This is a genomic window from Segeticoccus rhizosphaerae, from assembly GCF_009192725.1.
Taxonomy (GTDB): domain Bacteria; phylum Actinomycetota; class Actinomycetes; order Actinomycetales; family Dermatophilaceae; genus Segeticoccus; species Segeticoccus rhizosphaerae.
This window is the reverse complement of sequence record NZ_VOHR01000637.1, coordinates 1-867: the sequence shown is the minus strand read 5'-3', so window position 1 is coordinate 867 and position 867 is coordinate 1. Positions and strand designations below refer to the sequence as shown.

The window sequence follows — 867 nt, the reverse complement described above, 5'->3', positions numbered from 1 at the left end:
CGGCGTGGCGGTCGTGGCGCTGCTGCTGCGCGCCCCCTTCCTCGTGGTCATCATCCTGGCCGCGGCGACAGCGGCGGCACTGCGTGCGCTCGGCTGGGGCTGACCTGCGGGTCGAGCCTCAGGACGTCCTGCGGTGTGGGTGCCCCGACCGCCCGAACGCAGGACGTCCTGAGCGAGGTCAGCCCCGGGCCATCGCAGCGGCGGATGGTCAGGACCGGGAGAGTCGCCAGGCCCGCACCGCCTGCCGGTATGCCGACTGCTCACCCTGGCGGTCGCGCGCGACCCGGCACTCCTCCGCCCTGGCCAGGTGTGCCCGCCACTGCTCGTCGCGCGCGTGCGGCTCGGCCCCCGATCGCAGGTGCTGCATCATCCGCTCGCCGTCGCGGGCGAACAGGACCAACCGCCAGATCGCGTAGAGCGCGACGAGCGGGATGATGATGACGCCGAGGCCGAGCAGCACCGACTGCCACCGGCCGTCGAGCACGAGCAGCACGCCGCGCCATCCGATGGTGCCCGCGTAGAAGACCAGGATCGCGAAGGTGACCAGCGCGGTGAGGCGCTCGCGGGCGACGCTCACGGCATACCTCCCGCCACGCTCAGGCCAGCCCGAGGTAGTGCTCGAGCCCGACGGTCAGGCCCGGACGCGAGGCGACCTCGCGGACACCGGTGAGCACCCCCGGCATGAAGCTGACGCGGTCGAAGGAGTCGTGCCGCAGCGACAGCGCCTCGCCGGCCGCCCCGAAGAGCACCTCCTGGTGGGCGACCCGTCCACGCAGCCGCAGCGCGTGCACCGGTATGCCGTCCACCCGCGCGCCGCGCGCACCGTCCGGATCGGAGGTGGTGGCGTCCGGCGGCGTGGGCAGGTGG

The 867-nt window shown here is 74.0% G+C and carries 2 protein-coding genes and 1 pseudogene; 1 reads left to right on the top strand and 2 read right to left on the bottom strand.

Features of this window, described 5'->3' with window-relative positions; all coding sequences use genetic code 11:
* A pseudogene (locus tag FRW57_RS24690) lies at positions 1-103 on the top strand (AzlD domain-containing protein); the annotation flags it as partial.
* 105 nt (positions 104-208) lie between these two features.
* Here the strand turns inward: FRW57_RS24690 and FRW57_RS22245 are convergent.
* On the bottom strand, positions 209-577 hold the full coding sequence (locus FRW57_RS22245) for a hypothetical protein (protein ID WP_152187105.1): 369 nt from the start codon (positions 575-577) through the stop codon (positions 209-211).
* Between the two features lie 19 nt (positions 578-596).
* On the bottom strand, positions 597-867 hold a 271-nt coding region (locus tag FRW57_RS22240), incomplete at its 5' end, for a dihydrodipicolinate reductase C-terminal domain-containing protein (protein WP_275263261.1).